The following is a 23,741-nucleotide window of genomic DNA, read 5'->3' as shown; positions in this document are numbered from 1 at the left end:
GGTTTCGCCAACCATCGGCACCACATCGGACGATCTTTACACCTCGCGTCGGCCGGCGGCCTGCTCGACGCTGGTCAAAAAGTACCGTCGCGTAAACATATATCACGCGTCCACCGATCCCATTCAACCGAAAGAGCGCACTGCCCGGACTGCCTGCACCTTGATCAAACCCAGCATTCTGGTTATATTACTGGAAATAAGTCGGAGGTAACTATGGGCAGCTCGCAAAAACGCGCCATTCAAAACTATCGATCTCGCCTCAGCGAGCGCGGCTTGGCGCGCTTCGAGGTGCTTGGCCGCGATGTCGATCGCGACCTCATTCGATCTTTGGCTCGCCGCCTGGCCGAAGATGGACCGGATGCCTCTAGCCTGCGCGCTGCTGTCAGCCAGACCATCGCCGGCGAGCCACCCAAGCTTGGCGGGATTCTCGCCGCATTGCGTCGTTCGCCGCTGGTGGGAGCTGACCTCGATCTTTCCCGCCCCCATGAAGAGGGACGGAAGATCGACCTGTGACACGCTACCTCCTCGATACCAACATCATCAGCAATGTCGTGAAATCGCAGCCGTCGGAATCGCTCCTGGCATGGATGTCGAGACAGCGAGACGAGGATTGTTCATCGCTTCGCTGACCGTTGCGGAAATTCTTCGCGGGTTCTGGAGAAGCCGCGCGGGAAAAAACGCGACGCACTCGACAAGTGGTTCTCTGGGCCTGAGGGGCCGCAGGCGCTGTTTGCGGGCCGCATCCTCTCGTTCGACGACAAGGCAGGGCTGATCTGGGCGCGGCTGATGGCAGGAGGAAAAGCGGCCGGCAAGCCGCGCAGCGGGCTCGACATGATCATCGCCGCTGTCGCCGGAGCGAACGAGTGCGTGCTGGTAACAGATAACGAAAAAGACTTTGCCGGGCTCAAGGTCGTCAATCCGATACGCGGAGCGGTCTGATGCGGCGTGGGGTCAAGGAATGCTCGGGAGGGCAAGATGGCTGAAACTCAGATAGAGTGGACAGACTCCACTTGGAACCCCGTCGCAGGATGCTCCATCGTCACCGCAGGCTGCACCCATTGTTATGCTATGGAAATGGCCAAACGCCTTGAGGCCATGGGCATCGCAAAATATGCGGGACTTACCCGTAAGACGGGAAAGCGCACGGTGTGGAATGGCGTCGTGCGGGAAGATCGCAAGGCGCTGGCCATGCCCTACGGATGGAAGAAACCGCGGAAAATCTTCGTAAACTCTATGAGCGACCTCTTCCACGAGGGTGTCAGCGACGAATTCATCCTTGAGGTCTGGAAGGTCATGCGCGAGACCCCGCGCCACAACTATCAAATCCTTACTAAACGTCCCGGGCGAATGGCAGCTCTCGTCGCCTCGCGGTTGGGCGACATCCTGCCCAATGTCTGGCTGGGCACTAGCATTGAAGACTCGAACGTCGTGAGTCGAGTCGACTATCTCCGCCAGGCGCCCGCAGCCATTCGCTTCATCTCTTTTGAGCCTCTCATTGGATCGGTTGGCGCCGTCGACCTCCGCGACATCCATTGGGCCATCGTGGGCGGTGAAAGCGGCAAATCCGCTCGACCGATCAGGGAAGAATGGATCGACGAAATTTACGGCCAATGCCTGGCGGCCGGTACCGCCTTCTTCTTCAAGCAGTGGGGAACCTGGGGCAAGGATAACAAAAAGCGTTCCAAGAAGGCCAACGGGCGCGAGTATCGGGGCCGGACCTGGGACGAGATGCCGACCACCCAGCAAGGCACGGTTACAATGTAGAACAACATCCGTCGGGGGGAGCAAAGTGGTCGAAAAACGATATGAATGGGCCGACGGAGCAAAGCTGGAGGAACACTCTCGCCGCAAACATAAAATTTTGCGAGAATATGTATTCGACTACCTGACGGTCCGCTGTAGGCTGCCTCAGCAGGAGCGATTTCGCCTCGCGATCGTCGACGGTTTCGCTGGCGGCGGGCGCTACCAGTGCGGCTCACCTGGATCGCCGTTGATTTTCATCGAGGAATTAAAACGAGCAGTCGAGGCTGTGAACACGCAGCGCGCCGTCCAAGGGCTTGGCGCTGTCGAAGTCGAATGCCTCCTCGTATTCAACGACGCCAACCGCGATGCGATCGAACTTCTGAAGACGCATGTCGCACCGATGCAAGCAGAGGCTAGCCAGAGCTGCCCCAAGCTGCATCTGCGGGTCGAATATCTGAACGAGTTCTTCGAAGCCGCTTATCCCGATATCAAGAGCCTGTTGGGGCAAGGCCGCTATCGGAGCGTCATCTTCAACCTCGATCAATGCGGTCACAGCCATGTCGAGCGGAACACCATCCTCGACATTATGCACTCTTATCCCGCGGCTGAGATTTTCTACACCTTCGTCATCAGTTCGCTGCTCGCATTCCTTCAAAAGGACCAGCCGGAGCGGCTTCGCGCCCAGCTCGATCATCTCGGGCTGACGAGCAACGATATCCAGGCGCTCGATGCGTTAATGAGCCAAAAGGACTGGCTCGGCACAGCCGAGAAAATCGTCTTTGACGCTTTCCGATTGTGCGCCCCCTATGTCAGCCCGTTCTCGATCAATAATCCCGGCGGGTGGCGGTACTGGCTGATCCACTTTGCGAATGCCTATCGGGCAAGGCAGGTCTACAACAACATTCTTCACGACAACGCCAGCTTACAGGCACACTTCGGTCGATCCGGCCTCAACATGCTCTCCTACGATCCAAAGCATGATGAAGGCATGCTCTACCTCTTCGACATCAGCGGTCGCGTATCGGCAAAGAACCAGCTTCTCGGAGACATTCCGCGCCTGATCATGGAATGCGGAGACGCCATGCCTGTCATGGACTTCTACGAAAGCATATACAACATTACCCCGGCGCACGCCGACGATGTCCATGCAGCGATCATCGAAAACCCAGACCTTGAGGTGATAACACCCGCCGGCGGGGAGCGACGGAAGGCCAATACGATTGGCGTTGATGACGTCATCAAAATGAAGAAGCAGATCAGCTTCTTCCCAATGTTCCTGAATGCCGGAACAAGAGGCGGTCCAAAAGAATGACCGCGAACCGACATCGGGATCCCGAATGGCGCGAATTCGAACGCCTGATCGCGCGGATCGAGGCCGACGCAGGCCCCCGGGGGCTGATCGTCAAGTCACCGGATCGTCTGCGTTGCAAGCTCACAGGTCGGCTGAGGGAAGTGGATGCCAGCATTCGTGCCAAAGTCGGCACGACCGAAATGCTTGTCACAATCGAATGTCGACGCAGATCAAGGCTGCAGGATGTCACCTGGATCGAGCAGCTAGCCACAAAGAAGTCTTCGATTGGCGCGGATCGAACCATTGCCGTCACCGCATCTGGCTTTTCCCCGGAGGCTCAGATTGCCGCGTCTCATGCGGGCATTTCCCTGCGGAAAATTTCGGAAATTACGGTTGCGGAAATCAACTCGATCTTGTTGCGACTGGACTTTGTGCTCTTTTGGCATAGGGCCTGCGGCATTGCACGGATCGGCATCCGGAGATTCCGTTCGCTCGATTGGAAAGTTCCCAGTCCGCAGGACGTGGATTTTACTTTACCGGAGGATACTGACCCGCTCGCGCCGATCTTTCGCAACACCGAGTCCGACACAACTTGGTCTCTAACTGATCTGTGGCACCAAATCCAAGGGGCTGCAGATCCGTTTGACGGCATTCAAAAGGCGCAACCGCCTGCGTTCCGCACCGCATGCTTTCCTTATCCCGGCTCAGTCACCCTCACCACCGCCGACGGCCCCTGCGTGCTCGGTGACGTCCTACTGACGGTCGCGCTTTGGATAGAGGCCGAGCAGATCACTCTCGATGCGGCGCACAAGGTCGAGTACGCATCCGACGAGATGGCCGCGATCCAGCGCGTCGAATTCGCCTCGCGCCGGCGAAAAACGAACGATTGGCGCATCTCCCTCCAGATCCCAAAAGACTCCGAGGATCCCGCCGATCTGCGAACAGGAAGCAATTGGCTTGATGCCGAGAAATAGCAACACACATTGCCTTTTGAAAAACATCGACCAGTTTGTGCCCCCGCCCGACCCTGCAAATGCGCAGCAATCGGACAATCTGCTGTGAGGGTCCTGGCTAGGGGCGTGCGTCCCAGGAAGGGATCTCTATGAGTATCGCCCAGACAGTTCGACCGATTCATTTCGAGGATTTCAGTGGGTCCGAGTTCGAACGACTTGTCTTTGCCTATCACCTCTGTGAGGGATGGACCGACCTCGCCTGGTACGGCCAGACCGGCAGCGATCAAGGGCGAGACATCGTCGGCACTCGGCCATTCGACGACCGGCCGGACGAACGGACTGTCATTCAATGCGTAAACCGCGCAAGTCTTACTCAGACAAAGGCCGAGAAGGATATGTCAGCGGCAATCGGTGCTGCGTTCGGGCGCCCGGCGACCTTTAAGTTTGTTTGTCGATGCAGCGTCTCCGCTCAGCGGCGGGACGAAGTGAAAGCTGCGGCCAACAAGCTGGGAGTGGCTCGCGTCACGATTTGGTCGGGCTCAGAGTTTGAAGAACATCTGAGGCTCCGCGCCGAGTTCCTCCTTCGACGTTTGGTCGAAGGGGTCCCCTTTCCCGACACCGCGGCTGAACTGCGCGATTTCGTTGACCGGTTCTCGGCTATTACCGATGACCAGACACTGGCGATGCTTGCGCGGGCCTTCGATAGACCGGCCTTTCGAACACCCTTTCAGCAGGAGAGTAACCTTCCAGCCTTCCTACAGGCCGTCGAAGACACCATTCGCGTGCTTAGCACCGGCATCTGGCAAACCCGTGAAGGCGTAGAAATCCATCGCCTTCCCTCGTTGCATCACATCCGTGATCCAAGCGTCCGATCGGCCCTCGAAGCGACGGTGCGTGAACTAGATCACCTTCGTCGCCGCTATAAAACCTTGCTTTCAATCGGTGCGATCAGGCCGTGCGGCTGTGGCGATCCGTCCTGTCCGACCTTCATGTTGACCGATGCCGCTGCCCGGGAAATGGACCACGCCCGCGATCGCGTCCTTACTGCATTTCGAAAGCCATATCCGAGCTTCAGCGTAACTCTGGAATAAAGCAGGCTGATGAGCGACACGTTATACATCATCGGCAATGGCTTTGACCGCTATCACGATATTCCATCGGATTACCTGGACTTCGGCCGATATCTCAAGGAAGTCGATCTGGCCACCTATCGCGAAGTCGAGACATATTTTGCAGTCGACGACGCGTTCTGGTGGGAATTCGAGGCGAGGCTGGCCGACTTCGATGTCGACACGGTTATTGACTATGCCTCTCAATTTCTCATGTCCTATGGAGTGGAGGACTGGAGTGATTCAGGCCATCACGACTATCAGTGTGAACTGAACCGCGTCGTCGAGGCTATTTCTTCTACAATGCGTGGACGGTTCGCCGATTGGATTCGACAGCTTCGCATCCCCGCAGCCAATTCATTCACCGGCAAACCTTTACCACTCGACCCGACCGCGCGTTATCTCAACTTCAATTATACGCCGACACTTCAGAAGGCTTATGGAATTGCCGATAGCCAGGTTCTGCACATTCACGGGCAAGCCAGTAGCTCTACTGACCAACTCGTGCTCGGCCATGCATGGCAGCGCACTTTGGCGGACTCCCTCAATCACGGCGTCGATGTCGAGGCTGCGGACACACGCGTCCTTGAGGGCAACAGGATCGTCGACGACTATTTTTCGGCGACGTTCAAGCCGACCGACAAAATCATCCTGCAGCAGCAGCCGTTCTTCCATAGCCTGAGATCAGTGCGTCGAATCCTCGTCATGGGACACTCCCTTTCGGAGGTGGACGCGCCATATCTCGAGGAAATAACCAAGCACATCGATGCAACAACGGTGACGTGGAAGGTTAGTTATCACAGTAATCCAGCGGCGGCGCAGGCTCCAATGTCGGAGCTGGGAATTGATCCTGGTCTTATAAGCCTCGCACGTTTGATCGATTTCTGAACAATTCTGATCCTTTCCAAGAATGTCCCCTTTTCAGCGACCAGACCGCTGTGGCTGCCATACGACCCTTGCTTTAGTCCAGGCCTGACCCGCGAAATTATCCGACGTGGCGCCCGATGGCCGAGCTACAATCCCGACGGGCAAACCGACCAAATCGGGGTGAAGACGCGAGGGGGCATCTACTCCATCAGATTTTGACAACTAGCTTCTTTCCGGGCTCCGCGGCCGACGTCTCACTCAACGCCGTCCGACATCTCCTGTCGCCTTTGTCGGGCCCGCGACACAAGTTTATTTAGCCAATTTAATATTTTTGCCAAATGTTAAACAGCTGAAAAGCAATCATAAAATTTCTTCTTCGATCCAACCGGCCGAATTGGCACGAGTTTTGAAACGATCGGTGCGAGGCGGCGGGATCTGCCGACCGGCATTGAAGTCGCGGTAACCGCTATGGATGGAAAGAAGGAAGGAAGCAACATGTCAGGTCTGCGTCAGATCGCATTCTACGGAAAGGGGGGCATCGGCAAGTCCACCACCTCTCAAAATACGCTAGCCGCCCTGGTCGACCTCGGACAGAAAATCCTGATCGTCGGCTGCGACCCCAAAGCCGACTCCACCCGGCTGATCCTGAACGCAAAGGCGCAGGATACCGTTCTGCATCTCGCCGCCCAAGAAGGTTCTGTGGAAGACCTTGAACTCCAGGACGTGCTCAAGATCGGCTACAAAGACATCAAGTGCGTGGAGTCCGGCGGCCCCGAGCCGGGTGTCGGCTGCGCCGGCCGTGGCGTCATCACCTCGATCAACTTCCTCGAGGAAAACGGCGCCTATGACAATGTCGACTATGTCTCCTACGACGTGCTGGGCGACGTGGTGTGCGGCGGCTTTGCGATGCCGATCCGCGAAAACAAGGCCCAGGAAATCTACATCGTCATGTCCGGCGAGATGATGGCGCTCTATGCCGCCAACAACATCGCCAAGGGTATCCTGAAATACGCCCATTCGGGCGGCGTGCGGCTCGGCGGGCTGATCTGCAACGAGCGCCAGACCGACCGCGAGCTCGACCTCTCCGAGGCGCTGGCCGCCAGGCTCAATTCCAAGCTCATCCACTTCGTGCCGCGCGACAACATCGTCCAGCACGCCGAACTGAGGAAGATGACGGTAATCCAATATGCGCCGGACTCCAAACAGGCAGGGGAGTACCGCGCGTTGGCCGAGAAGATCCATGTCAATTCGGGCCAGGGCACCATCCCGACCCCAATCACCATGGAGGAGCTCGAGGACATGCTGCTCGACTTCGGCATCATGAAGACGGACGAGCAGATGCTTGCCGAGCTTCAGGCCAAGGAAGCGAAATTGGCCGTCGCTCAGTAATCGCCGCTACCGACAGGGGGCGCAGACCGTGACCTGACGCCCCTTTCTACGAAACAAGGCCTCGTTGGCGAGGCGTTACCCGAACCTTGAAAGGGGCAGGTCCCATGGGCCTCGACTATGAGAATGACGGCGCCTTGCATGCGAAGCTTATCGAAGACGTGCTGTCCCAATATCCAGACAAGGCGGCGAAGCGTCGCAAGAAGCACCTCAGTGTCGCAACGAGCAAGGACGAGGCCGGAGGGGAGGACAAGGGCCTTTCCGAATGCGACGTCAAATCGAACATCAAATCCATTCCGGGCGTGATGACAATCCGCGGCTGCGCCTATGCCGGCTCCAAGGGCGTGGTGTGGGGTCCGGTCAAGGATATGGTCCACATCTCGCACGGGCCGGTCGGCTGTGGGCAATATTCCTGGTCGCAACGCCGCAACTATTACGTCGGCACGACGGGCATCGACACATTCGTGACAATGCAGTTCACCTCCGACTTCCAGGAGAAGGACATCGTTTTCGGCGGCGACAAGAAGCTGGAAAAGATCATCGACGAGGTCGAGGACTTGTTTCCGCTCAGTGGGGGCATCTCGGTGCAGTCCGAATGCCCGATCGGCCTGATCGGGGACGATATCGAGGCAGTGTCGCGCAAGAAGGCCAAGGAGCACGAAAAGACGATTGTACCGGTGCGCTGCGAAGGTTTCCGCGGCGTTTCACAATCGCTCGGCCACCACATTGCCAATGATGCGATCCGCGATTGGGTCTTCGACAAGGACGATGTCGCGTTCGAGTCCGGCCCTTACGACGTCAACGTCGTTGGCGACTACAACATTGGCGGCGATGCCTGGGCTTCGCGAATCCTGCTTGAGGAGATTGGACTTCGGGTGGTCGGCAACTGGTCGGGCGACGCCACGCTCGCCGAGATAGAGCGCGCGCCCAAGGCCAAGCTCAATTTGATCCACTGCTACCGGTCGATGAACTACATCTGCCGGCACATGGAGGAAAAGTACGGCATCGCCTGGATGGAATACAATTTCTTCGGCCCCTCCCAGATCGAGGCCTCCTTGCGCAACATCGCCAAACACTTCGGCCCGGAAATCGAGGAGAAGACCGAAAAGGTCATCGCCAAGTACCGGCCCTTGGTCGATGCCGTCATCGCCAAGTACCAACCGCGCCTCGAAGGCAGGACGGTGATGCTCTATGTCGGCGGCCTGCGCCCCCGTCACGTCATCACTGCTTACGAAGACCTCGGTATGGTGATCGTTGGCACCGGCTACGAATTCGCCCACAACGACGACTATCAGCGCACCGGCCATTACGTGAAGAGTGGCACGCTCGTCTATGACGACGTCACCGGTTATGAGCTGGAGAAGTTCATCGAAGGCATCCGCCCGGATCTCGTTGGCTCCGGTATCAAGGAGAAGTACCCGGTACAGAAGATGGGCATCCCGTTCCGCCAGATGCACTCCTGGGACTATTCCGGCCCGTATCACGGCTATGACGGCTTCGCCATTTTCGCCCGCGACATGGATTTGGCCATCAACAACCCGGTCTGGGATCTCTACCGCGCGCCGTGGAAAAAGATGAAGGACGCGCCGCCGACGGCGGTCGCCGCCGAATGAGGACTGGCCTGCCTCCCTGGCAGGGAGGCCGATAAATGCTTGGGGCGCGCTCGATCCACGCGGGATGCCCTTTAACGCTTTGATGTCTCTGTGCTGCCGCTTGCCGCAGCCAGATGGAAAAGGTGACCACCATGCCGCAATCGGCCGAAAAAGTTCTCGACCATGCTCCCCTGTTCCGCGAGCCGGAATACAGACAAATGCTTGCCGACAAGAAACTGAATTTCGAATGTCCGCACCCTGATCAGATCGTCACCGATCAAGGCGAATTGACCAAGACTTGGGAATACCGCGAAAAGAACCTCGCTCGCGAGGCGCTTGTCATAAACCCCGCCAAGGCCTGCCAGCCGCTCGGTGCGGTGTTCGCGGCCGCGGGCTTCGAGCGCACCATGTCTTTCGTCCACGGTAGCCAGGGCTGCGTTGCCTACTACCGCTCGCATCTGTCGCGACATTTCAAGGAGCCTTCGTCAGCGGTTTCCTCCTCGATGACCGAGGACGCGGCAGTGTTTGGCGGCCTGAAGAACATGGTCGACGGACTCGCCAATACCTACAAGCTCTACGACCCCAAGATGATCGCCGTCTCGACCACCTGCATGGCTGAAGTCATTGGCGACGACCTGCGGAGCTTCATCGAGAACGCCAAGAACGAAGGCTCGGTCCCGAGCGACTTCGACGTGCCTTTCGCGCATACGCCTGCCTTCGTCGGCAGCCATATCGATGGCTATGACGGCATGGTGAAGGGCGTGCTGGAGCATTTCTGGAAGGGCAGCGAGCGCTCGCAAGCCGCTGGGACCATCAACATCATTCCAGGCTTCGACGGATTCTGCGTCGGAAACAACCGAGAACTCAAGCGCCTCCTCGACCTGATGGGTGTCACTTATACCGTCATTCAAGACGCCTCAGACCAGTTCGACACGCCGTCTGACGGCGAATACCGCATGTATGACGGTGGCACGAAGATCGAAGACTTGAAAGGCGCACTCAACGCGGAGGCGACACTGTCGCTGCAGCATTACAACACCCGCAAGACGCTGGAATATTGCGACGAGGTCGGGCAAGCGACGGCATCCTTCCACTATCCGCTGGGTGTCCAGGCGACCGACGAATTCCTGATGAAGGTCTCGGCGATTTCCGGCCAGGAGATCCCCGAGACAATCCGGATGGAGCGCGGCCGACTGGTTGACGCCGTGGCGGACAGCCAGTCATGGCTGCACGGCAAGAAGTACGCAATCTATGGGGATCCGGACTTCGTCTACGCCACGGCCCGCTTCGTCATGGAGACCGGTGGCGAGCCGACACATTGCCTCGCGACCAACGGGACATCGGCCTGGGAGGCCGAGATGAAGGAATTGCTTGCATCCTCGTCCTTCGGCCAGGATGCCCAGATCTGGGCGGGCAAGGATCTCTGGGCGATGCGTTCGCTGCTGTTTACAGAGCCGGTGGACCTGCTGATCGGCAATTCCTATGGCAAGTATCTGGAGCGCGACACCGGCACGCCGCTGATCCGGCTGATGTTTCCAATCTTCGACCGGCACCATCACCATCGCTTTCCCCTCATGGGCTACCAGGGTGGATTACGCGTGCTGACGACGATCCTCGACAAGATATTCGACAAGCTCGATCGCGAGACGAGCGAAACAGGCGTGACGGACTATTCCTATGACCTCACCCGCTAAGCCCGTGCCGGCCTTTCGCCGAGGCCGCCCATGCCCAATGGACTTCGGAGACTGACGCAATGACCTCGCTCAGTGCCAAGATCCAGGACGTTTTCGACGAGCCCGCCTGCGATACCAACCGCGGCAAGGATGCCAAGGCGCGCAAGGAGGGCTGCTCGAAGCCGCTGACCCCCGGGGCGTCAGCCGGCGGCTGCGCCTTTGACGGCGCCAAGATCGTCCTGCAGCCGATCACCGACGTTGCGCACCTGGTCCATGCGCCGCTCGCCTGCGAGGGCAATTCCTGGGACAACAGAGGCGCAGCTTCGTCCGGGCCAACCCTGTGGCGGACAAGCTTCACAACAGACCTCACCGAACTCGACATCGTGATGGGGCAGGGCGAGCGGAAGCTATTCAAGGCGATCCGCGAGATCAAGGAAACATATGCGCCGCCGGCAGTCTTCGTCTATTCGACCTGCGTGACGGCGCTGATCGGCGACGACATCGAGGCCGTGTGCAAACGCGCGGCCGAAAAATTCGGACTGGCCGTGGTGCCGATCAATGCGCCGGGCCTGGCCGGCTCCAAGAACCTCGGCAACAAACTCGCCGCCGAAGCGTTGCTCGATCATGTCATCGGCACGGTGGAACCCGACGACGCCGGGCCCTACGACATCAACATCCTTGGCGAATTCAACCTCTCCGGCGAATTCTGGCTGGTCAAGCCGCTGCTTGATCGGCTTGGCATCCGGGTGCGCGCTTGCATACCGGGCGATGCGCGTTACATCGACGTTGCATCCGCGCACCGCGCCCGGGCGGCTATGATGGTGTGCTCGAGCGCACTGATCAATCTGGCCCGCAAGATGGAGGAGCGCTGGGACATCCCGTACTTCGAGGGCTCTTTCTACGGCATAACCGATACCTCGGAAGCACTTCGCAATATTGCTGAGCTGCTGGTGAGGAAGGGCGCCGATGCGGAGATCCTCGATCGCACGGAGACGCTGATTGCTGAGCAGGAGGCGATTGCGTGGAAGAACCTCGAGGCCTACCGCCGGCGGCTTCAAGGCAAGCGCGTGCTGCTCAACACGGGCGGTGTGAAGTCCTGGTCGGTCGTCCACGCGCTGATGGAGATCGGCATGGAGATCGTCGGCACCTCGGTCAAGAAATCCACAGTCGAAGACAAGGAGCGGATCAAACGGATCCTCAAGGACGAAAACCACATGTTCGAGCAGATGGCAGCGCGCGATCTTTACGCCATGCTCTCAAAACAGAAGGCCGACATCATGCTGTCGGGCGGGCGCACGCAATTCGTCGCCCTGAAGGCCAAGACACCCTGGCTCGATATCAACCAGGAGCGCCAACATCCTTATGCCGGCTATGATGGCATGGTGGAACTTGTCCGGCAGATCGACCTCGCCATTCATAACCCGATCTGGGGCCAGGTGCGGGAGTCGGCGCCGTGGGATTGCCAGCCTGACTTGGAGGACGATCTGGCGAGCACGAAGAACGGGACCGCGACTGTGAACGCCTTCAATGAATTCGCCGGCGCGACGGCTCACCGCTTCGGCGACCGTTGAGGAAATCCGATGGTCCGCATCCTTCGCAATACCAAATCAGCGGCGGTCAATCCGCTGAAGTCGTCGCAGCCACTGGGTGCCGCCTTTGCTTTTCTTGGAGTCGACGGTGCGATGCCCCTGTTCCACGGCAGCCAGGGCTGCACCAGCTTCGCGCTCGTGCTCTTCGTGCGGCATTTCAAGGAAGCGATCCCCTTGCAGACAACGGCGTTGGACGAGGTGGCAACCATACTCGGCGGAGCGGACCATCTGGAAGAGGCGATCCTCAACCTCAAAACCCGCACAAAGCCAAAGCTGATAGGGGTGTGCACGACCGCGCTGGTGGAGACCCGTGGCGAAGATTGCGCGAGTGATATCGCCAACGTCAAGCTGAAGCACGTGGAAGAGCTCGCGGGTACGGAGGTCGTGCTCGCCAACACGCCCGATTTTGACGGCGCGATCGAAGAGGGCTGGGCCAAGGCTGTCGCGGCGATGATCGAAGGGATTACACGGTCGGGCGAACGGACGCGGCAGCCGAAGAAGATCGCGATCCTGCCCGGATGCAACCTCACTGTCGCTGACGTCGAGCATTTGCGTGACATGGTTGAAAGTTTTGGTCTCAGGCCGGTTATTCTTCCGGACGTCTCCGGCTCACTCGACGGCACGGTTCCTGACCGCTGGGTAACCACTACCTATGGCGGCACCAGCGTCGAGGAAATCCGCGAGCTTGGCACGGCCGCGCAATGCATCGTCATCGGCGAGCACATGCGCCACCCGGCGAAAACGCTGCACGGGTTGACCGGCGTGCCTTACGCGGTGTTCCAGTCGCTGACCGGATTGAAGGCCGTCGACCGGTTCGTCTCGCTGCTATCGGCGGTTTCGGGCGCGGCGGTGCCGGCCCGGGTTCGCCGTCACCGGGCGCAATTGGAGGATGCATTGCTCGACGGACATTTCCATTTCGGAGGCAAGAAAATTGCGATCGCTGCTGACCCAGACCAACTCTATCAACTCGCAACCTTCTTCACCGGCATGGGCTGTGACATCGCGGCGGCGGTCACGACGACCGATCTGTCGAAGATTCTGCAGAAAGTACCGGCGGAGTGGGTTCAGATCGGCGATCTCGGCGATTTGGAAGCTCTTGCAGCGGGCGCGGATCTTCTCGTAACACATTCCCACGGTCGCCACGCGTCGCGACGCCTTGGCATTCCGCTCATGCGCGTCGGCTTCCCGATCTTCGACCGGCTTGGCAGCCAGCACAAGCTCACAATCCTCTATCGGGGGACCCGCGACCTGATCTTCGATGTTGCCAATATCTTTCAGGCCAACCAGCACGCGCCGACGCCTGAGGCGCTTGATCCATTCCGGAAACGAGAAATGCCAGATGAGCTCCGTTCGTCGCCTCTCACTCGTCACTGACGAGGTTCACGCACCAATGCCGGAACGACGAGTAGGCGCATTGCGCGTAGCCATCGCCACGCAAGACATGACGAATCTCAATGCTCATTTCGGGTCGGCCAAGCGCTTTGCTGTCTACGACGTGACGCGCGAGGAGTGGCATCTCGTGGAAGCCGTGGCCTTCGATGACGTTTCCGATGAGAGCGGGAAGCGTCGGACCGAGGGCGATGACCGCGTCACGCCGAAGGTGGAGGCGCTGAAGGGCTGCCATCTGCTGTTTTGTCTGGCCATCGGCGGGCCTTCGGCAGCCAAGGTTATTTCGGCAAAAATCCATCCAATCAAGGTGCCGCAGCCACAAACCATCCAAGAGGTGCTGTTGCGCACGCAGATGATGCTGAGAACGTGTCCTCCGCCCTGGCTGCGCAAGGTGCTGGCCGAAGCTGGTGTCGCCGAAAAGAAACCCTCCTTCGAGGACGAGGACTAAAACGAGGAAGTGCAAAATGTTTGAAGTCGCGATCAGCCCTGCTGTCAACGATGACGAGGCCGCCCTTGCCAGCCCATTCGTCAAATGCCTCGTGCGGCTGATCCGTGCTCAGGATACCCACGGGTCATGGGACGGCACAGCGGATGCCGAGTTGCTGGCCGACTTCATCGTCAGCAAGGAACGGCGTCGTACGATCCCAATCATCGGCGATCCCGATCCGGACGTGCTGTGGAGGCTCGACAAGTTTTACACTGCCGTCGCCCTTGCGATCGAGGAGCGCTCCGGCCTGATGGCATCGCCGATGATCGAAATGAGCCATGAGGGGTTCGGGCGCGTGCTTTTCACCGCCGGGCGGCTGGTCGTTTTGTCCAAGACCGTGCGCGACGTCCATCGGTTCGGCTTCGAGACGTTCTGCAAACTCGCCGCCGCCGGTACGAAACTGGTCGACGATGCCATCGCAGCTATCGACGCCTATCCCGAGGTGGCACGGGCATGAAACCAATTTTCGAGCAAGAGGATCATGTCAGGCCTTGAGGAGCCGCGATGGCCAGCCCACGCGGCCGACGCGGTCGAGGCCAATGTGGTTCTCGGGGTAGCGCTGATGAAGCCACTCGTCCTGATCTGTTCGCAAGATGCGGAGTTCTATCTGTTCCTCAGCCACATACTGGAGGTGGACGGCTTCGTCAGTGAGCCGGCAGGCGGCGCCAAGGAAGCACTTGCAAAGGCCGACGAACGGGAATTCCAGGCCGTGGTGCTGGACTGCGGTCCAACGAGCCTTACCGGGTCCGCAATCTGCGCCCGGCTCAAGCGGGAACCCCGGACCGGCGGCCTGCCCATCATTGCCCTGATCGCGCCCGGCGCCGAGAACCAGCACCTCGATCTGTTGAAGGCCGGCATCGACGAGAGCTTTGTGCGGCCTGTGGCGCCGGCCAAGCTGCTCGATTGTCTGCGGACGAGGCTGGCGCTGCCGAAGCCGGGTTCAAACGCGATTGAAAACAACAGCTGGCTTTCCTATGGCAGCCTTGAGATGAAGCTCGATGCCCACCGGGTTTGCGGCAATGGCCATGACATCCATCTCGGACCGATCGAGTTCAACGTGCTGCGGCATTTGCTCGAGGCGCCCGGCAAGGTCTTCAGTAGGGACGAGCTGATCGGCGGGGCCTGGCCGGCCAATATCCATGTCGGTGTACGCACAGTCGACGTCCACATCAGTCGGCTCAGAAGGGCTCTGGAGGCGGCCTCGACGGGTATCGTCATCCGTACCGTCAGGTCGGCCGGCTACTCGCTCGAGAAGCTGGACGGCTGAATTGAGTGCCGAGTGTGGTTCCACTCCCTTTCCTCGCGCTGTGAGCCGGTCTTGCGGCCTGAAACGCCCTCATCGAACACTCAGGAAGAAGCAGGAAAATGGGCTTTAAAACGGTACTCTGTCGACCGGCGCTGACCATTCCGATCGGGACGTCAGAACTGCTGCCGGCTTGTGTGCGGAGATCGGCGCGCACCTTTCCGTACTGATTATACCCGCTCCGATGCTCCTTATGTCGCATCGGCGGATCGGAGATGGTGTCCCAGAGTGGCCGGTAGCACGTGGACAGGCAATTGCCAGATTGAACGATCGGTTTCGGCAAATCGATCGATTTACACAGAACGCGGTCAGACTGGAAAAACGCTCCAGAGATATTCAGAAACTGCTGGAATCTATGTCGCTCGCCTATGACGTTGACACCGACTATTACGATCCGGCCAGCCTCGGTGAAGTGGCACGACAGCGGGCGCTCTGCGCCGACCTCACGATCATCGGACCGGGGCTCCTCAACGACGAGAATCTCGGACCTCCTGTGGTCAACGGCTGCTTGTTCGATACGGGAAAGCCGGTGCTCGTTGTGCCGAAGGGGGCTGAGGCGACGCTGTGGCCACGGCGCGTCCTGGTCGGTTGGGATTCGCGAGTCGAGGCGTCCCGTGCGGTTCGAGAAGCGCTGGGCCTCCTATGCGTTGCTGAGGAAGTTCGTGTCGCCCTGGTCGATCCGAAGGCCAACTACAACGGGAACGGCGCGGAGCCTGGAACCGACATCGCTGCCTATCTCACTCGGCACGGTGCTCGGGTGTCGGTTGACCTCCTGCCAAGTGCCGGCAAATCGGCGGCCACGGTGCTTGCGCAGCACGCAATCGACATTTCTGCCGACATGATCGTCATGGGCGCCTATGGCAGCCGCCGGCTGCGTGAGCGGCTCTTTGGCGGTGTGACCAGATGGATCTTTGAAAAGCCGACATTGCCGCTGTTTTTGGCTCGATGACGGTTCCGGACCCGCACCGATGCTGTTCAAAGCTCTACTGTGACGCCTGCATTCATACGTAGATGGGCTCCATCGAAATAATCGATCTTACGAAGAGTAACGAACATGAAAAGCATTGCTCGGGAGGCGACGCCCGCCGGAAATCTCTCCAGTCATGCGCAAGGCGTGGAACGGCCAGAGCGTGACCAGTGTCAGCCTCGACAATGGCGACAGGCTGGAAGTCGGCATCGTCGTCAACTCAGCCGGGCCGAATGCCGGCACGGTGGCTGCCATGGCGGGGCTGGTGTTGCCGGTCGAGCCGCGCAAGCGCAACGTCTTCGTCTTCGAGGCGCGCGACAAATATTCTGATATGCCGCTGCTGGTCGATCCCTCCGGCATCTATGTCCGGCCGGAAGGCTCGGTCTATCTCACTGGCGGCGCCGAACCGGAAGAAGGCGACGGCCCGGCCGACCCCACCGATTTCGAGGTCGACTGGCCGCTGTTCGAAGAGGTGATCTGGCCGGTGCTGGCGACCCGCATTCCCGCCTTCGAGGCGATCAAGCCGACACGCGCCTGGGCCGGCCATTACGACTACAACACGCTCGACCAGAACGCGGTGATCGGCCCGCATCCGCAGGTTAAGAGTTTCCTCTTCGCCAATGGTTTTTCCGGCCACGGCCTGCAGCAGGCGCCGGCGGTCGGCAAGGCGCTGGCCGAGCTGATCGTGCACGGCGGCTACCGCACGGTGGACTGCTCGGCGTTTGGGTACAGCCGTGTCGCTGAAGGGCGGGCGTTCAGGGAATTGAATGTGATCTAACGCTGGCGGGACAGCCCCCTCTCTGGCCTGCCGGCCATCTCCCCCGCAAGGGGGGAGACCGGCAGCTTCCCTGGCGGCTCCAAACTTCTAGCCTTGGAGATTGGCGAAGGCAGCGATGACGGCCAATCTCCCCCCTTGCGGGCGCGGTCAGCGGGGTCCTTGCCTTTGGCGATGCATGTCGTGGCTGGACCGGGTGAGGTGAGTCCGGCCCGTCTACCCAGCCTCTGCGCCCGCCCCGAAGCCGCTCGCCCGCTCGGCGCTATGAGGGCGCGCTCGCGAGCGGCTTCGCTAAAGCTACGTTACAGCACGTGCAGGGACGCGACCCCAGTGAAGGCATACTCCAGCGTGGCTTCGCCAATTCCGTTCGTTGGCCCGCCTCAAGCCGGTCTTCCAACCGAAGGCCGAACGCGCCAATTCGCCAGCCAACTCCACCAACGATTGTCGAAATCCGCAACCCGGGGCGGTTCGCTCGAGCTCGCTTGCTTGAGAACGGCACAGACGGGATCGCGAGCATGATGCCGCGGAATGGGAACGCACCCATACTTGGGTACGAGGGCCCCGAGCCAACGCGCATCGCGCCAATCGGCGTCGTCACGTTCGAGATTCATCACCGGCAGCTCGGCGCTTTTCGCTCGCATATGCGCCGGCACGCCGCTGGCGATCGATGACGCATTTGCCGACGAGGCTGCTCGTTCCACGAAAAAGCAATAAGCGCGAGATCAATGGGCAACCTCGTCGGGACCGAAAAGAGCGCTAAACCGGGTTGCTAGATCAATCCAGGGTACCGCGTCGCCGCTCTCTGAAGCTATTCGAACGACCGCCGCCAGATAATCGGTAAAAGCCTTCAGTCTTATGGCGCCTTGCTCTGAGAGGTAGTCAATGGCGTCAAGCCGCTGGTGAACGGCAGCGAGCATATGTTGCACCAAAAGCAGGGAGGATGGGCAGGGGCAATCGCTCTTACTCGCGAGGCGCCTGCACTCGCTGCAAAGCGGCGGAATGTCCTCTAGGTCGCCGGAAAGACGTTGTATGAGATTGTCAGTGGCGTTCCACAAATTCGCTCGCATGCAGTACGGAGTGCAGCGTGACGCCATGTTGGGCTAGCAGCGCCGTAGCTCCCTCGTCACGGTCCACGAGGCAAGCAGCGTCACCCACAATGCCGCCGACGCGGCGAACCTCTTCAATCGCCTTCAATATCGACTTGCCGCTTGTGGCAACGTCGTCAACGATCAGGACCACTTTTCCCTCGAGATCTTCTTTAGGCCCAAGTCCTTCAATCACGTCCCTTGTGCCATGGGCCTTTGGAACTTTGCGAACGAAGATCGTGTTTATGGGTTTGTTCATCATCGAGCTGACAGCCGCCATCGATCCGATTACGGGGACCGCTCCCATTTCAAGACCGCCGACGTACTCTGCTTTCACTTGCTCAGCTATTTTTAGGAATTCAAGAGCGGCAAGTTGCGCGCCTCGCGCCACCATCATGGTAGGCTTCATATTGAAATAGATGTCGCTCTCTATGCCCGACGAGAGCGTGTAGCGTCCGAATCGAAAAGAGCGCTCACGGACAATCTCGCGGAGTTCGTCCTTGTCGTGTTGGCCGGAATCAACTGGTCTGAATTTCGCCAGTGCCGCCATAGATCAGACCTCGCCCGTAGGGAAAAAATTGGCTGCGGCATGCACCTAGTCACTACCGCTATGTGGCTTATGCAAGTGTTCGCGGGGTGTGTCAATTAATGTCAATACCGGTGCGACCGTTTCGCGCAGATTTTTCCATTATCGTTGTTGGGTGCCTAAAGCGTGATCACGGGCTTCGCTACGGCTGGGTAGCCTTGGCTCCCGGCCCTTGCCCAATCTCGGCTAGGCACGGGTTTTTTCGACGCGGGCCGTCTCTTTGAGGATTTGGGCGTTTCATCCTCGTCCCCTCGAGTTCCGCCACGCTCGGCCCCGTTTGCGCCAGCTTCTTAACCAGGTTGCGCATGAGGTGAGCGTTTCGGCCGCCATGTCGGCCCCGTGTCACTCTTGTGGTACGAGTGGGCAAGGCCGCGCTTTTCGTGCAAACTCCTCGTAAAGGCGAGGTAAAGGTCGAGTCGCCGAGAATTTCGTTCATCAGCACCGCGGCGCAACATTCGGCTCGCTTCGTCTGACGACGGTAAAAGCCAGCAGCAAAGTCCAAGGTAGGCCGTAGTCCACCTCCCCTGCAGGCCGAGTCTCGACGCGATATCGGCGACAGGGCGAGCGTCTGCCTCTGAGGCAGACGCCGAACAGCAGACCGAGCCTTACACTGATTTTGGTGGCATTGAGTTCGCCGACACCGTGACATGGAGCCTATAACGGGCGGGAAGTGCCTGGTGGCAGAACTCGACAAGCGGCGCTACGTTCTGGACGCCGGCGTTGCTGACCAGGACATCGAGGCGCCCGAAGGTTTCGATCGCCTGCATCAGCTGCTTTCCACCTGCCCCTCTCGCTGGCAACCATTTTCTGTCAACCGATCGATCCCGGACGCCGTTGTTGGACTTCGCTGTGATCAAGATCCGCGGACCACTCTTGCTCCCTCGCGGGCGAACCGCGCTATCCTTGCCGACCCCGCTCGCGGCTTCGGTGATCAGCGCCACCTTGTCGAGAAGCCGGCCACCGGCTCCCCATGGCGTTGGTTCAATGAGATATCACTGTAAAAGTTCATGGTTTCTTCCTTTCCGATGGCGAGGCTAGGCTTTCGCGAGATAGTCGTGGACGACCTTCCCGAGCGCGAGCGTGAGATCTGCGACGAAGTGGACGGCCGAGACTACTTCCAGCACCGGCAGTTCGGCGACGGGGGCAAGCGCATGCGACCAGAGGTTCAGGGCTGCCGGCCCGGTCCAGGCGCCCCTCAGATGGACGTCCTCTAGATGATATTCCACGAGCTCACAGATGCGCGGCGTACCGTCGACATGCGGGATGATTTTGAGGAGGAAGTTCGGTTCAGCGAGCGAGGCCCTGACGCTCGCGAGGTCGGCGGCTCGGTGCTTGTAGCCCATGGTACCCGTCGCGACGCGGACCGGCCCGTAGTCCAGCGTGCCAGCAAGGGTATCCGTCTCGGTTCGGAGCGTTGGGCTAGCGAGCTTCTTGGGAAAGCCCCACAACTCGCGTCCGCCCGCTATCGGCGGATGGTCGTCGAGAAACATGCAGTGGGTGTAGCTGCCCTTGCGGCCTCGGAAGGAGACCGGGATGACCTGCCCGCTTTCAGTGTAGTCGCCAAAGCCGGTCGAGTCCGGCATGCGAATGAACTCGAATTTGACCAGAGGCTCGCACACCTGAAGCGGCTCCGGCACAAGGTCGCGCAGTTTCTGCGGATCGGTGCGATATGTGATGATCAGATACTCCCGGTTGCCGAAGCGATATGGGCCGGCCGGGAAGGCCGGGCTGGTCAGGGGCATGGCGAATGCGGTCGCCCGGACGGTATCTTGGTGCATGTTTGAAATTCCTTTGTGCTGGATCAAGTGGGCTTAGCTCGGTCTGCATGATGGCGGCGAGGCTCTCCGAGGTGCTGTCGCAGCCTCGTAAGGGATGCATGGCGTAATCGCGCGTAGCCATTTTGCGCTGGGCAATTGCCTTGGGGCGCGATCATTGGCGATGGTCGCGCACGCGGTTCCATGGCTCCGGTTGTGATCGAGGGAGGCAAGATTCGAGGTAAGGTGATTTTGTTCCTCATTTGAAGGCGCTGCTTCCCGTCTGCCCTCGTGGTAGGAGGAGGTGGAGTGGCGGCCAGGTCCGATTTCTCCTCGACGGGGTTTGCGGATCGACGCGCATGCGCCATGCCAAATGAGAAATCGTTCGAGGCTAGCAGGACAGACGGCCTCGGCGAGCCAGTCGAGAGAGAAGGTCTTCGCCTCACGCGGATCAGATACGAATTCCCGAGCACTGCGGTGATGTAGCAGCAAGGCCCGCGACGCCACCAAACCTCTGTCGCGAAAATATGGAGGTGACGCGGTATCCGCCGTCTAGCGAAACAGCATACGCAGCATCCGGCAACACGCACTCGACAGCCTGGCCCATCGCCGGCTTCAGGAGAAAAGATCAGCTATGAGCCGGCAGGCAGTCGCTGCACGCGGCGGTCAGGTCGTGTAGATCTTCCGCGCACACAGCCGGCGCCGAAATGATGCTAGTCTAGATGATGAGCCGACGCCAACATTACCGCAGGGGAGACAGCCAAGTCTGTCCTCAAGCGTCTGAAATGCATGTCCAAAAGCTGACAGCGACAAAAAACATGTCTGGTCCAAAACAACCGGCCGCCTTGGGCGTGAGGTTTCTCGAAGCCTACTCGTGCAGTTGCTGCGGCTAAGCGCGCTGGCACGGCCTTTGCTGGAGATGCGGCAATGTTGAGTGGGGGCTGACCGCATAAGAACGCGAGACGATTGATGGTCTGCTGCGCCATCTCGGCGGCGCGCCCGCTCAACGGTCACGGCTACACCTTGGCAATGGCTGACGCGCGACTTTGCGGTTGCGCCGCCCTGCCGCGCCGATGCGCCCAAAGTTCGTTGATAGTCCGCTCGGCCGATTGAGGAAACCGGCTGTTGACTGCTGCCAAGGCGGAGATGGCTGGGCTCATTCGGACTGTCTTGACCGTCGGTGTCATGAAGCCAAAGACACCATACTGGACGTTATGCATGACCAAGACGAGTGGGAGTCACAACGAATGATTTTACCGGAACTGCGCTCTGCTATCCCAGCCGGCAGAGTTTTGGAGATAACGACGACCACAGGGTGCATCGTGGGATGTTCATATTGTCCGCAGGACAAGTTCGCTGACCGGCAAACAAAGGTATCTGATACGAAGCATCTTAGTCTTGGAGATTTCAAGCGCTGTCTGGCGCGCGTACCAGCCTCCGTCGACATTAGTTTTGCCGGGTATTCTGAGCCATGGCTCAATCCGGATTGCACCGAAATGGTCGAGCACGCTTCCGCCAAAGGCCACGGCATCAGGATTTTCACGACGCTTGTGGGAATGAAGGGGCAGGATCTACAACGCTTGCAGGCGCTGCGGTTGGGGGTATTCGTGGTTCATGTTTTTGATGATGGCGCCCACATGAATAGCCGCCTTGTCGGAGCCAAGTATCGCGATTTGGTTGGTCAACTCGTCGACGCCGACATCCCTTCGATCCGATTCGTGGTTTTGGGTGAGCCCCATCCCGATATCGCCGACATTATCCCTGCCCAAGCCCTAGTTCGCGCGCGACCGGTGAGCAGCAGGGGTGGAAGCGTAGACCCTAAGATTGTAGAACCACGGCAGCCAGTCGTCGGAGCGCTGATATGCGTGGACGAACGGCAGTATCGGAATGTACTCCTTCCAAACGGCGAGGTCACTCTCTGCTCCATGGATTTTGAGCGGCGTCACGTATTGGGCAACCTTCTATGCGACGAATATGGCGATCTCTTTAAAAGCCCAGTTTTTTGCGAAATCGTCGATCGCATGAATGGAGCGGCTGGTTTTCTGCTTTGCAGGATGTGTGAGTTTGCCGATCCAAACGATAGAACTGACTGACGCCGGCTGACCGCGGCGGGCCTGAAATGCCGACGTCCCTGAAACGGCAAGATGCACATGCCCGCGAAGTCATCGTGTTTTCACGTCACGCTAACACGATCCCGTAGGCGCGGCAGTCAGCCTCGACCATTTCCGAGACGAACTCATCGAAAGTGGTCTTCGGCTTCCAATCGAGTTTTGTCGGCTGCCTTGGAGGCATCGCCGATCAGCAGGTCAACCTCGATTGGCCCGAAACAGCGTTTGTCGATCCGGATCAGCGCTTGATTACTCATGCGTTCACGGCCCACCTCGTCAACGCCTTCGCCCTCCCAGGCGATCTCCTTTTCGACTCGCCTGAAGGCAAGCCCCGACAAAGGTGCGGACCGTGTGTGTCTCGCCGGTTGCCAGCACGAAATCGTCCGGCTGATGCTGCAAGATGCGCCACATGCCCTCGACATAGGCGCGCGCCGAGCCCCAGTCGCGCTTTGCTTCCAGGTTTCCGAGATAGAGACAGTCCCGTTTGCCGGCCATGATCGAGCCACCGCACGCGTCACCTTGCGCGTGATGAAAGTTTCGCCGCGCGTCGGCCCTTCGTGATTGAACAGGATGCCATAGAGCCCGTATACCTCGCGGTAGTTCATGGTGATCCAGTAGGCGTAGACCTTCGCCACCGCACAGATCGAGCGTGGATAAAACGGAGTGCTCTCCTGCTGCGGGATGCCCTGGACCGAACCAAAGAGTTCGGAAGTTGACGCCTGGTAGAACCGCGTTTCTTTCTCGAGACGAAGAATGCGGATCGCTCGGCAGCAGCAGCGTGCCGAGCGTATCGGCATTGGCGCTGTATTCCCGGTCCCGAGGGAGACTGCACGTGGCTTTGCGCAGCCGGTGCAAGGTTTCGGCCTCAATGTCGGATACTCGACAGGATCGCAAACCTGCTTCCGTTGCTTTTCTCATGTTTTGCTCTGGCACGTTCGATGCATGGGACCCTCCCGAACGCAGCAGCGGATGTCTTCTATGATCAAACCCACGGGAAAATGCTGTCGCCGCACTCATGACCGCGCCCTCGCTGGTCGCCAAGCAGGCCGAAGGTCGGCTCATCACGGTCGAGGCGGGCAACTGA

The 23,741-nt window shown here is 59.3% G+C and carries 19 protein-coding genes and 3 pseudogenes; 19 read left to right on the top strand and 3 right to left on the bottom strand.

What is annotated here, in order from left to right:
* Positions 1-213: 213 nt before the first annotated feature.
* The 17 genes and pseudogenes from JG739_RS30430 to JG739_RS30350 form a co-directional block, all read left to right on the top strand.
* Entirely contained in the window at positions 214-513 is a 300-nt protein-coding gene (locus tag JG739_RS30430) for a hypothetical protein (RefSeq protein WP_202308777.1), read from the top strand.
* A pseudogene (locus JG739_RS30425) lies at positions 510-939 on the top strand (PIN domain-containing protein). The gene JG739_RS30430 and the pseudogene JG739_RS30425 overlap by 4 nt, the downstream one beginning before the upstream one ends.
* Positions 940-975: 36 nt before the next feature.
* Positions 976-1,764 carry a DUF5131 family protein gene (locus JG739_RS30420; RefSeq protein WP_202330543.1) on the top strand — a complete coding sequence of 263 codons (789 nt, stop codon included), beginning with the start codon at positions 976-978 and terminating at the stop codon, positions 1,762-1,764.
* Positions 1,765-1,789: 25 nt separating this feature from the next.
* Positions 1,790-3,055, top strand: coding sequence for a three-Cys-motif partner protein TcmP (locus JG739_RS30415; protein WP_202308775.1), 1,266 nt, complete (start codon positions 1,790-1,792; stop codon positions 3,053-3,055).
* Complete coding sequence (locus tag JG739_RS30410) at positions 3,052-4,008, top strand: restriction endonuclease (RefSeq protein ID WP_202308774.1); 957 nt, start codon at positions 3,052-3,054, stop codon at positions 4,006-4,008. Before JG739_RS30415 ends, JG739_RS30410 begins: the two co-directional genes overlap by 4 nt.
* A 128-nt stretch (positions 4,009-4,136) precedes the next feature.
* Positions 4,137-5,078 carry a restriction endonuclease gene (locus JG739_RS30405; RefSeq protein WP_202308773.1) on the top strand — a complete coding sequence of 314 codons (942 nt, stop codon included), beginning with the start codon at positions 4,137-4,139 and terminating at the stop codon, positions 5,076-5,078.
* A 9-nt stretch (positions 5,079-5,087) separates the two neighbouring features.
* Positions 5,088-5,984, top strand: coding sequence for a bacteriophage abortive infection AbiH family protein (locus tag JG739_RS30400; protein ID WP_202364586.1), 897 nt, complete (start codon positions 5,088-5,090; stop codon positions 5,982-5,984).
* A gap of 474 nt (positions 5,985-6,458) precedes the next feature.
* A complete protein-coding gene (gene nifH / locus JG739_RS30395) occupies positions 6,459-7,352 on the top strand; it encodes a nitrogenase iron protein (protein WP_006331760.1) in 894 nt (297 codons plus the stop codon).
* 104 nt (positions 7,353-7,456) lie between these two features.
* Positions 7,457-8,962: a nitrogenase molybdenum-iron protein alpha chain gene (gene nifD, locus JG739_RS30390; RefSeq protein ID WP_202351624.1), complete on the top strand. Its 1,506-nt coding sequence runs from the start codon at positions 7,457-7,459 to the stop codon at positions 8,960-8,962.
* 131 nt (positions 8,963-9,093) lie between these two features.
* Positions 9,094-10,635: a nitrogenase molybdenum-iron protein subunit beta gene (nifK, locus tag JG739_RS30385; RefSeq protein WP_202364585.1), complete on the top strand. Its 1,542-nt coding sequence runs from the start codon at positions 9,094-9,096 to the stop codon at positions 10,633-10,635.
* 59 nt (positions 10,636-10,694) lie between these two features.
* Entirely contained in the window at positions 10,695-12,185 is a 1,491-nt protein-coding gene (nifE, locus tag JG739_RS30380; protein ID WP_202364584.1) for a nitrogenase iron-molybdenum cofactor biosynthesis protein NifE, read from the top strand.
* Between the two features lie 9 nt (positions 12,186-12,194).
* Positions 12,195-13,577, top strand: a complete 1,383-nt coding sequence (gene nifN / locus JG739_RS30375) for a nitrogenase iron-molybdenum cofactor biosynthesis protein NifN (protein ID WP_202364583.1) — start codon at positions 12,195-12,197, stop codon at positions 13,575-13,577.
* A complete protein-coding gene (gene nifX, locus JG739_RS30370; RefSeq protein WP_202364582.1) occupies positions 13,543-14,040 on the top strand; it encodes a nitrogen fixation protein NifX in 498 nt (165 codons plus the stop codon). The genes nifN and nifX overlap by 35 nt, the downstream gene beginning before the upstream one ends.
* 16 nt (positions 14,041-14,056) lie before the next feature.
* The gene (locus JG739_RS30365; protein WP_010913614.1) at positions 14,057-14,536 is read left to right on the top strand and encodes a NifX-associated nitrogen fixation protein; all 480 of its coding nucleotides are present in this window, start codon (positions 14,057-14,059) and stop codon (positions 14,534-14,536) included.
* A gap of 24 nt (positions 14,537-14,560) precedes the next feature.
* Positions 14,561-15,346 carry a response regulator transcription factor gene (locus tag JG739_RS30360; RefSeq protein WP_202364581.1) on the top strand — a complete coding sequence of 262 codons (786 nt, stop codon included), beginning with the start codon at positions 14,561-14,563 and terminating at the stop codon, positions 15,344-15,346.
* 169 nt (positions 15,347-15,515) lie between these two features.
* Positions 15,516-16,331, top strand: coding sequence for a universal stress protein (locus JG739_RS30355; RefSeq protein WP_244749640.1), 816 nt, complete (start codon positions 15,516-15,518; stop codon positions 16,329-16,331).
* Positions 16,332-16,503: 172 nt separating this feature from the next.
* Positions 16,504-17,127: pseudogene (locus tag JG739_RS30350) on the top strand (NAD(P)/FAD-dependent oxidoreductase); the annotation flags it as partial.
* 1,035 nt (positions 17,128-18,162) lie between these two features.
* Here the strand turns inward: JG739_RS30350 and pyrE are convergent.
* Positions 18,163-18,759 (bottom strand): orotate phosphoribosyltransferase, encoded by a 597-nt coding sequence (gene pyrE / locus JG739_RS30345; protein WP_096453656.1) that lies wholly within the window; start codon positions 18,757-18,759, stop codon positions 18,163-18,165.
* Positions 18,760-19,472: 713 nt separating this feature from the next.
* Here pyrE and JG739_RS30340 point away from each other — a divergent pair.
* Positions 19,473-19,796 (top strand): hypothetical protein, encoded by a 324-nt coding sequence (locus tag JG739_RS30340; RefSeq protein WP_202364580.1) that lies wholly within the window; start codon positions 19,473-19,475, stop codon positions 19,794-19,796.
* Between the two features lie 33 nt (positions 19,797-19,829).
* On the opposite strand, the gene JG739_RS30335 is transcribed toward JG739_RS30340, so the two are convergent.
* Positions 19,830-20,573 (bottom strand): acetoacetate decarboxylase, encoded by a 744-nt coding sequence (locus JG739_RS30335; RefSeq protein WP_202364579.1) that lies wholly within the window; start codon positions 20,571-20,573, stop codon positions 19,830-19,832.
* Positions 20,574-21,796: 1,223 nt separating this feature from the next.
* On the opposite strand from JG739_RS30335, the gene JG739_RS30330 reads away from it, so the two are divergent.
* The gene (locus JG739_RS30330; protein WP_244749638.1) at positions 21,797-22,642 is read left to right on the top strand and encodes a radical SAM/SPASM domain-containing protein; all 846 of its coding nucleotides are present in this window, start codon (positions 21,797-21,799) and stop codon (positions 22,640-22,642) included.
* 85 nt (positions 22,643-22,727) lie between these two features.
* Here the strand turns inward: JG739_RS30330 and JG739_RS30325 are convergent.
* Positions 22,728-23,501 (bottom strand): annotated as a pseudogene (locus JG739_RS30325) (GDP-mannose 4,6-dehydratase); the annotation flags it as partial.
* Positions 23,502-23,741 lie beyond the last annotated feature (240 nt).

This window comes from Mesorhizobium sp. L-2-11, from assembly GCF_016756595.1.
Classification (GTDB): domain Bacteria; phylum Pseudomonadota; class Alphaproteobacteria; order Rhizobiales; family Rhizobiaceae; genus Mesorhizobium.
Note: the sequence above shows the minus strand (reverse complement) of the source record. Positions and strands in the feature narration are given on the sequence as shown.

Excerpts from the sequence above, each read along its gene's own strand:
- JG739_RS30400 (WP_202364586.1), top strand. The coding sequence starts at position 5,088 with ATGAGCGACACGTTATACATCATCGGCAATGGCTTTGACCGCTATCAC.
- pyrE (WP_096453656.1), bottom strand. The coding sequence starts at position 18,759 with ATGGCGGCACTGGCGAAATTCAGACCAGTTGATTCCGGCCAACACGAC.
- nifN (WP_202364583.1), top strand. The coding sequence starts at position 12,195 with ATGGTCCGCATCCTTCGCAATACCAAATCAGCGGCGGTCAATCCGCTG.
- JG739_RS30330 (WP_244749638.1), top strand. The coding sequence starts at position 21,797 with ATGATTTTACCGGAACTGCGCTCTGCTATCCCAGCCGGCAGAGTTTTG.
- JG739_RS30420 (WP_202330543.1), top strand. The coding sequence starts at position 976 with ATGGCTGAAACTCAGATAGAGTGGACAGACTCCACTTGGAACCCCGTC.
- JG739_RS30365 (WP_010913614.1), top strand. The coding sequence starts at position 14,057 with ATGTTTGAAGTCGCGATCAGCCCTGCTGTCAACGATGACGAGGCCGCC.
- nifH (WP_006331760.1), top strand. The coding sequence starts at position 6,459 with ATGTCAGGTCTGCGTCAGATCGCATTCTACGGAAAGGGGGGCATCGGC.
- JG739_RS30405 (WP_202308773.1), top strand. The coding sequence starts at position 4,137 with ATGAGTATCGCCCAGACAGTTCGACCGATTCATTTCGAGGATTTCAGT.
- JG739_RS30410 (WP_202308774.1), top strand. The coding sequence starts at position 3,052 with ATGACCGCGAACCGACATCGGGATCCCGAATGGCGCGAATTCGAACGC.
- nifK (WP_202364585.1), top strand. The coding sequence starts at position 9,094 with ATGCCGCAATCGGCCGAAAAAGTTCTCGACCATGCTCCCCTGTTCCGC.
- JG739_RS30360 (WP_202364581.1), top strand. The coding sequence starts at position 14,561 with ATGTCAGGCCTTGAGGAGCCGCGATGGCCAGCCCACGCGGCCGACGCG.
- JG739_RS30430 (WP_202308777.1), top strand. The coding sequence starts at position 214 with ATGGGCAGCTCGCAAAAACGCGCCATTCAAAACTATCGATCTCGCCTC.
- nifE (WP_202364584.1), top strand. The coding sequence starts at position 10,695 with ATGACCTCGCTCAGTGCCAAGATCCAGGACGTTTTCGACGAGCCCGCC.
- nifD (WP_202351624.1), top strand. The coding sequence starts at position 7,457 with ATGGGCCTCGACTATGAGAATGACGGCGCCTTGCATGCGAAGCTTATC.
- JG739_RS30335 (WP_202364579.1), bottom strand. The coding sequence starts at position 20,573 with ATGCACCAAGATACCGTCCGGGCGACCGCATTCGCCATGCCCCTGACC.
- nifX (WP_202364582.1), top strand. The coding sequence starts at position 13,543 with ATGAGCTCCGTTCGTCGCCTCTCACTCGTCACTGACGAGGTTCACGCA.